The following is an 8538-nucleotide window of genomic DNA, read 5'->3' as shown; positions in this document are numbered from 1 at the left end:
GCACCCTTTCCTCCTGCGGCCATGATGAACTCTTCACCGAGTATGGTTTCACCTGGTTTAGGTAGCCAGCCAAGTTTAATAACCATATCAGTATTGGAGCTTCCCACAACTACAATTTTCGGTTTTTCCATTTTATCCTCTCTATGGTTAAAAGTTATCAGAATATTATAAAACTGCTTTCAATTAATTTTTAATTTTCCTGTTTTTTGAGCTACTTTTCATTAAAATAGCAGCATGGATTCTGTATATAAATATTCAATTAGATTATAATTGTAGCATTATAACCAATTATTGTTTATTCATAAATAATATTAACAACAATGCTTTCATCTCTACACTTAATACTACTCAGGACAATTGTCAGGATAATATTTAGCCTATCTCCAAATAGTATGTATAAAATGATAATATCCGTGGTCATCATTTATTCGAGTGGATGATCCCTGATTCGGACAACGGTTATCATCAATTGTATTCACGGTTGCATTTTACTACCCTTTGGTTCCAGACTTAACTGGAACCAAAGGGACAAAATTAAAGACATCTGCTGAATATATTTTTCCACATTTACAAGATATAGTATATTGTTTTCTTAATCATATCCACCTATGGCCCAGCAAATTTTGAATAAACTCATCTAAATTAATCACACTCGCCAATGGTCGATATCTCCTTTAATGTATGCGGTACCGAACATAGAAAAATTCACAGGTGTCAAATTAAAAGTATAACCAAAGTTATTAACAGTACCTTTTATCAAAAAATAGAGAAAGAACTTTTTGCCAAAAATTTTCAAACTACTCGTGCAGTTATAATTAAACCTAAGCCAACAATAAAAAATATAAACATAAATGCCAATAATTTATTCGTTCCAGGAGCGGCCTCTTTGAACTCCTTCCAGACAAAAACACCCCATAGAGCTGCGATCATGGTAGCTCCCTGTCCTAATCCATACGAAATAGCAAAACCAGCCTGACCAGAAGCAATTATGCTGAAAGACATGCCAACACACCAGATGATGCCTCCAAGTATACCAATTAAATGGATGGACAATCCGCCCTTAAAATATGCAGAAATTGGAACTGGTTTCCCTACAAAGGGTTTTTTCATTATTAAAGTGTTGAAAAGGAAATTGCTGATTAGTAACCCAATTGAGAAGAATACTACTGCGGTGTAAGGACTCAATTTACCCGGCTCTAAATTGACAAAATCTGTTGACATGGATCTCGCCACAAAACGATAGAAAAATCCCATTAGAATCCCACATAAGACAGAGAGAAGTAATCCTTTTGTGGTTACACCCTTTGTTTTATTCGGTAATTTTCCGTAGGCAAAAGCATCTATAATTATTGCGATAACAACAAGAGCAACTCCTGAAAACAGGATAATAGAATTACCCAGAGGTGCAGCAATGTAATTCACAATAACCCCAAGAACTAATGCCAAACCGATTCCAACAGGAAATGCTACAGACATTCCAGCAATTGCGATCGCAGCAACTAACAAGATATTGGCAGCGTTAAAAATAACTCCGCCAATCATTGCCGATAGAAGGTTTGAGAAATCGGCCTGCCCAACATCCTGTATAAAATTTCTTCCCGAAGTTCCAATGCTACCCAATGTAAAAGCAAAAATTACAGATAGCAAAACGACTCCAATAACATAGTCCCAGTAGAATAGTTCGAATCTCCACTCTCTACCTGCCAATTTTTGAGTATTGGCCCATGAGCCCCAAGCTAACATAGTTATGAAACAAAAAATAACTGCCGGTAGATAGCTTTGTAAAATAAACATTTTCCCCTCCTTTTTTATATATTACATTTATACCATTAAATTAACTATAGACTGATAAACTACCACCTTAGACTACTTCCAATAGGACTATAACCAAAAAACTAAGGCAGCAAATCACTTATCAACTCATCACCTGTATCAATTTATAAGTAATTATCAGCAGAACCAGGCCATTCAAGATTACATTCTGAATCGATTATATTCGATTGTGCCACGTTTACGCGAATACTGAGATCCAGGTCTAATCCATAACCTGGTTCGAACTCTCCATTAGAGTGATTCATCGCCATCAACCCAACCATTTCGAGGACAATCCAACTTCTTCTGGTGTAACTATAAGAAGTGATTGAGCGTAGATTGGTAGAACCAACAACCAGGAAAAAGGATAAATAATAAAACATTCATGTAGTTTTTTCAAATTGAATATTTCCTTCATCTTCATCAATACAATCTCAGTTCATTTATAATGTTTTAATATTTTGGCTTTGACGGTTTATTACTGTAAATAATCACATCCCCAAGATGAAGTTCAGCTTTGTCAGTTGGGTTTAAAACCTTTAGACGCACAGTATGTTCACCCATTTGCAATTGATATTTCCAGAAAGGTGTATATTTTCGTATAGTGAAATTTGTTGGCAATTCAGAAACTTCAATCCTTTTACCATCTATATACATTGCAACATTAAAAGTGTAATCTTTATCCCCTTTTTTTATCAGGCCACCACCCCAGGGGTAATTTACGGCGAATCCAATACCTTTAAATTTGAATGAGGTTTCGTCTTTTAGATTGACGTTAAGGTGTTGTCTTTTTATTGGATAGTGATCTTTAAATCCAATTTCTAATTTTACACGCTTTGGTTCTTGATAATTTATCGTCACCATATCACCGTCTATTTTGCCTTTATTACGTTCTATCTCTTTTAAAGCATGTTTAAAAGACAACTTGTAAACATCGTTGAGCGAAATAGTAGTATATTTAAAATCAACAGGTTCCACTTCCGCTAAACCTTGTTTCCAATATTTGGGAATATTTTTATATCCTAACAATGACCCCAATATACCGCCTGCACTTGCTGGGTTACAATCTGAATCGTCTCCAGAACGGGCGCTTATTGAAATAGTTTTCCCAAAATCCCCGTTGCCGTACAATAATCCAATCAGAATCCATGCTGAATTGATTTTGGCATCAATATCAAAACTGTCAAAAACACCTTCAGGACACCCTACATCTTCCGACCATTTTCGCTGAACTTTAAACCACGTTTTCTTCCAATCTTTTGGATTTTCTTTATACCATTTTATGACATCATGCATACATTTTGCATACTTAGTTTCTTCCGGAATTACTTTCAATGCCTCTTCAACCACATAATGTATATCATCTGATACGAAAGTCAACGCATACATAGCAGCTACATAAACTCCTCCGTACCAACCGTCCCCATAATTCATAATGTGACCAACTTTATCACATATTCCCGAAGCAGTGTTTACCATCCCCGGACTCATCAAACCAGCAAAATCAGCTTCAATCTGGAAATCAATATCATCGGCATGAGGATTATTGAGCCAGTTTCCAGATTCGGGTGGCATAATGCCGTGTAAAATATTGTAACGAGCTGCCTGGTTAGCATGCCAGAGCATATATCTCGCATTAGCAAATGCTTTTGCAAAAGAGCTTGCTGGCGCATCCAGGCCTTCTTTTTCAAATACATCAACAAAAGTTAAATCCATATAAATATCATCGTACAATCCTGGTGCGTTGTCATAATACCATTTCAAATAACCTTCATACCATGGAATAGGTTGGTAATCCTGAATAATTGTACCCCTGTGTCGAAATTCTGTTGGCCCGCCAAATGTACAACCAATAGTTTGCCCTGCCCAACCACCTTTTATTTTATCTTGTAGTTTTTCCTTGGAAATTTTAAAAGTTTTACTGTTAGCTAAATTAAAATTTGTTAACAATAAAATCAATGAAACGAAGAAAAACATTTTTTGCCTTTTCATAAATAGCCTCCTTATAAAGATTAAGAATTAATGAAACAATCGAATAAATAAATGATCTTTTTCTTTACCTTTGTCAACAACCTCCTTTTTTATTGATAGTGTTCCAGCAAAATGTAAAAGTCTAAATCTTTTTGCTGGGCAATATTAATTTAGGGAAAAGATTAAAGTTTCAAAAAATGTAAAATTTTCCCGTACTGATATTCAAATGCTCCAATGTCAGGAGACTTTCCCACCGGAACTGGATTATTGTTAAAATCCAGTTTATAACTTAAATCAGATCCAGCATCAATTGCAGGGCTGCCTGCCTTAAGATGAAAATCATTATTCTTAAAATCGACAAAAAGAGGATTGCCAATTTTATCCCCCTTTCCGAGAGAAGCTCCTCCTCCAAGGGTGAGTCTCATATATGCGGAGTAATTAGCTTGATCAAAAATTTTTGGGTTATCAATTCTGTAATATAGATTATGATCATGAGGAAATTTGCCCCTTGAAAATATCCCTTCGACTCTGGAAGGATCGTATACAAAAATATTATTTCTGATAGTAATATTAGAATTAGTATAGTAAAACCAGAAAGTAACGTCCTCTGAGTCTGGGCGTTCATGCGCCAGTATGCGAATGACTGTGTTGTTTTCCACTCTTATGTTAGTGCAGGGACCAGTAAAGCCAATGAAAGATTGATAATCCTCACAGACGTTATGATGTATTATCATGTTGTTTTGTTTGGTTCTGCCAACAAATTCAATAAAACCTTGATTGCGATAGGAATAGTTGTGGTGGATTTCTATATCCTCCTTAGGGTAATCCCTGTCATTAATCTCTATCGCACCGCCGTCATGCCCATACTCATTACTCGGAGCAGAGTAATTCTCGAAACGATTATAGGATACTTCGTTGTTTGAGGTACATACAACAACACATATAGGCCCCCAATGGGGGCGAATAGATACATTATTGTCGTGAATGTAGTTATGCGTGATCAGGGTATACTGACCATAGGTCTGTACGCCTACGGGAGTCTTAGTCATTTCACAATTTTTTACAATATTGTAGTCAGCTCCTAAAGCAATAAATATAGCCCCAAGCGTACGGATATCTTCACATACCGGACTTTTTGGGCAATTATAAAAATACAAACCATCAATCACAATATAACTGCCTTTGACCTGAATAGCATTGCCATTAAGATTGTCATAACCTGGGTTAGTAAAGATTGGTTTTGGGCCATTGCCATAAGCTGTGAATACAATCGGTTTTCCTGGTTTACCAGAGCTGGTAATAACAAATCCGCCTTTAAAGTTAGAGCCTCGTGCAAAGAATACAGTATCTCCTGAGGCAAATTTACGGTTATTTAAAGGTTTTACTGTTTTCCAGGGTAAGGCCTTTGTACCAGGATTTATGTCGCTTCCATTAGAGGCTAAATAAAAGGCGGTTTGTCCTGCCTTGCTATTGGTAAAGGTAAAGAGAAGTGAAAATAAAAACAATATAAAGCCTCTTTTTATATCCATGATTTAGCTCTCCTTTGAAATCCTTGTATCGGGTTTCCTATTCTATTGTACAGCAGTCTGGAGCCACGTTAAACGCCATCTCCCTGCAAATCTTCCTCCAGCTTCATAGTAAGGTAAAAACATAATTGGATTTTTATTTGGCAAAGTAAGCTGAAAAGCTGGTCCATTAAATCCGGATGGTGTTGGACAGGCAGAAAATAATTTCTCAGGATTTATTCCTTCCGTTATGTTAAATAATTTTTCTCTTTCTTTACCATCAATTAACCCATTGGTAGCATAAACCAACGGTCCCCTAGTAAGTGCTACCCAATCAATTCTATAAATATCTTTACTTCGATATACTTCCCTTTCAATCTTTTTATGAATGTGTAATCTCATCGGAAAATTTAATACTACTTTGTCACCTCGTTTCCATTCCCGGAGGAACTTCAGGTAATTTCCTTTTACAATATTTTTGTTTATTGGTTTATTATTAATTGCAGCATCGACTTCATCTGCCCAATCAGGAATTCTAAGAAATAGAGGGAATGTCGTCTGTTTTTTGAGGTTGATAACCAAATTTACTTTGCCATTAAATGGGTAGTCGGTTTTTTGTATAATTTCAACATTCTCACCAGTCAGCAGAGTTATATTTCCTTCACTTTCGGTGTAAATATTGACAGATAAACCTTTCCCCATTCTGGTGAATACTAATGGTGAAATTTCTTCCAGAGCTAAAGCGCCACTTGACCTACAGCAGGCCCTGTAAAGGGCAAGGTGTCTTTTCCCATTCGGAAAAGAAAAATAACACCAACCTTCTCCATCAGGATATTGTGCACCCAAAAGTGCGTTATAAGCTGTTTTTTCAATCATATCTGTATATTTAGCTTCACCTGTAATTAAGAAAAGCTCCCGATTCAACTGAATCCAGGACATAGTATTGCAGGTCTCAACAAACCCATAAGGGCTCCAATAGCCTTGTCTGTTGAAACATTCATGATGTTTGCCAATGCCGCCCCAGGGGCCGCCACCAAGAGTAAGATGGTAGTCCACAATGTCTTGCCATGCCTTCTGCACAGCTTCTAAATAGTCCGGATTGCCAGTAACCTCATAAAGTTTAGCAATGCCTACATAATTCCAACAAAGTTGGTAGATCTTACCTTCTCCAATTTTCGATAAATCAGTTCCTTTAAGAATCCGTGATACAAGTTGGAGCTCTGGACGGGCCTCCACCTGTTTTACAATTTCTTTGCCGAAATTAATATATTTTTGATCACCAGTCTGCATGTATAATTCAATTATCGGTTCTAAAAGAATAGTTCCTGAAGCTCCAAAATGATTACCTCTGTAAGCCACGCTTTTACCTGTTTTATAAAATGTTTTATACAATAAATCGCCAATTTTTATGGCTGCATTGAGATATCGCTTATTGGGCCAATAGCGGTTGATTTCAAGAAATCCAAGAATAAGGTAACTGTGGGCCCATATATCCCAGGTCATATCAAAATTTTTTCTTATATCGGACGTAAAACGCACTGCTGGTGCATACGTCCCAAGATACCCATCAGATTCCTGCATACTGACAAGATAATCAGCTGTTTTGCGCAAAGCAGCCAGGAGGGTCGGGTCATTAGTTCTGTTAGCAGCACGTGCAGCAGTGTACATCCATTTTCCTACATGTTCACCAAGCCAGTCCGTACCAATGGTATCTAATGACTGCTTATTAAATATAGCTAATAGTTTACCATCATTCCATGTAGTGAGAGTTTTTAACCTTCCCTCACAACTGGCATCGGCTCCTTTGCCAATGATTCCTTTCAGCACAATCTTTTGTGGCTTAAGTGATTTTGCAGCCATTAGGACTTTTATTAACTGCGATGGAGTTTTTGATTTGGAGAAAGTTGGTCTTATAGCTAAGATCGTATTTAGAAAGGCAAATAATAATAAAAAAATTAACTTAAGCCTAACCTTCATCAAAGTACTGTTTAATTTTCCCATTCTCATAAGTTCCTTAATATTTTTATATACTTCCGTATCGGGTACAGTCCTGAGTATATAATTTCATGATTGCCAGGGTCTCAACGACCGATCTTATAAATCTTGAGATTCTTAAATTCTCCTTTTGTGTTAAAACAATATATTCCCATACCTTTTCCATTCAAATCCTTTTCATATTTATCTGTTGCCATCCACTTATCCGGTTCAGGTTCTCCTTTAGCCCAGGCGTCGTAACGCGGAAACTCATGACCCCATATATTACGCAGCATTACGGTATACTGTACAGACATTGATATAGATAACTCGCGACCCCAGTAATCCTCTTCATGAATTCCTTCTGACTGGCCGTATACAAAAGGAATATTGTTTTTATGGAGCAATTGCATAAATTTGCGGGCCGAGGTTATAAGGTGGTCTTCAACACCGCAATCCAGGTAGATATGGGGTAATTTGTCTTTGGGTATCTGCAGCACCAGTTTGAAGGGATCTACGGCATCGGCACCTTCAGGTTTGAGGAAAGGTTGACCTTTCGGTGTTCTCTCAGCAAAAGTCGAATAGCCTGAAATATCTATATCGCGGTAGCGTGTCACAGTATCTTTAAGGACTTGTTTCCATATTACCCATGGTTTCTCACCCTTTTCCATGCGCTTCCTTTGGTTTGCTGCCCATTCCAGTGCCCCGCTGTGGCTGGCTATTGAACAAAAAAGTTCAGGATGCGTGAGGCCCAGTGACATAGCACCAAAGCCACCCATTGAAATACCGCTTATAGCTCTCCCTTTCCTGTCAGCGATAGTACGATAATGTTTGTCTACGTAGTTGATTACATCTTTACATATGTAATCGGCGAAATTGTTATGCTGGTTATCTTCGGACTTTGCCCAGTTAACATACCATGAATTACCCGCATCAACCATGACCGCTATCATATCGAAACGATTCAGGTATTCCGGCACACCCACGTACTCAAATTCATGATAGTTTGAAGTCAAACCGTGGCACAGGTAGAGAACGGGATAGCGCACATCCGACTGTTTATAGTTTCGGGGTAAAACAACATTCATAAACATATTACGCTGTAAAGACTCTGAATAAAACCGCACTTCTATAACAGGCAACGGTTTACGGCCAATATGTCCAAGTGATTTCACCTTCGCATTATTCCCGGAATGGCTGGAACATCCTAATATGCTCAGGAGCAATAACACAGAGATTGATAAAAGTCGATGTTTCATAATTAAGTTCCTTTTCA

Annotated in this window: 5 protein-coding genes; all 5 read right to left on the bottom strand. The window is 37.4% G+C overall.

Annotated features, from left to right (window positions below; genetic code table 11):
- Positions 1–792 precede the first annotated feature (792 nt).
- The 5 genes from J7K93_02765 to J7K93_02745 all read right to left on the bottom strand — a co-directional run bounded on the left by J7K93_02765 (position 793) and on the right by J7K93_02745 (position 8521).
- Positions 793–1794 carry a multidrug DMT transporter permease gene (locus tag J7K93_02765; protein ID MCD6115912.1) on the bottom strand — a complete coding sequence of 334 codons (1002 nt, stop codon included), beginning with the start codon at positions 1792–1794 and terminating at the stop codon, positions 793–795.
- A 471-nt stretch (positions 1795–2265) separates the two neighbouring features.
- Complete coding sequence (locus J7K93_02760; protein ID MCD6115911.1) at positions 2266–3789, bottom strand: ADP-ribosylglycohydrolase family protein; 1524 nt, start codon at positions 3787–3789, stop codon at positions 2266–2268.
- Positions 3790–3965: 176 nt separating this feature from the next.
- Entirely contained in the window at positions 3966–5312 is a 1347-nt protein-coding gene (locus tag J7K93_02755; GenBank protein ID MCD6115910.1) for a right-handed parallel beta-helix repeat-containing protein, read from the bottom strand.
- A gap of 42 nt (positions 5313–5354) precedes the next feature.
- Positions 5355–7289: a glycoside hydrolase family 127 protein gene (locus J7K93_02750; protein MCD6115909.1), complete on the bottom strand. Its 1935-nt coding sequence runs from the start codon at positions 7287–7289 to the stop codon at positions 5355–5357.
- Between the two features lie 80 nt (positions 7290–7369).
- Entirely contained in the window at positions 7370–8521 is a 1152-nt protein-coding gene (locus J7K93_02745; GenBank protein ID MCD6115908.1) for a hypothetical protein, read from the bottom strand.
- Positions 8522–8538 lie beyond the last annotated feature (17 nt).

Source organism: bacterium (assembly GCA_021158245.1).
In the GTDB taxonomy this organism is placed as follows: Bacteria; Zhuqueibacterota; QNDG01; order QNDG01; family QNDG01; genus QNDG01.
This window is presented reverse-complemented; position numbering and strand designations above follow the sequence as displayed.

Coding starts and splice junctions, on each gene's coding strand:
- J7K93_02760 (MCD6115911.1), bottom strand. CDS start 3,789: ATGTTTTTCTTCGTTTCATTGATTTTATTGTTAACAAATTTTAATTTA.
- J7K93_02750 (MCD6115909.1), bottom strand. CDS start 7,289: ATGGGAAAATTAAACAGTACTTTGATGAAGGTTAGGCTTAAGTTAATT.
- J7K93_02765 (MCD6115912.1), bottom strand. CDS start 1,794: ATGTTTATTTTACAAAGCTATCTACCGGCAGTTATTTTTTGTTTCATA.
- J7K93_02755 (MCD6115910.1), bottom strand. CDS start 5,312: ATGGATATAAAAAGAGGCTTTATATTGTTTTTATTTTCACTTCTCTTT.
- J7K93_02745 (MCD6115908.1), bottom strand. CDS start 8,521: ATGAAACATCGACTTTTATCAATCTCTGTGTTATTGCTCCTGAGCATA.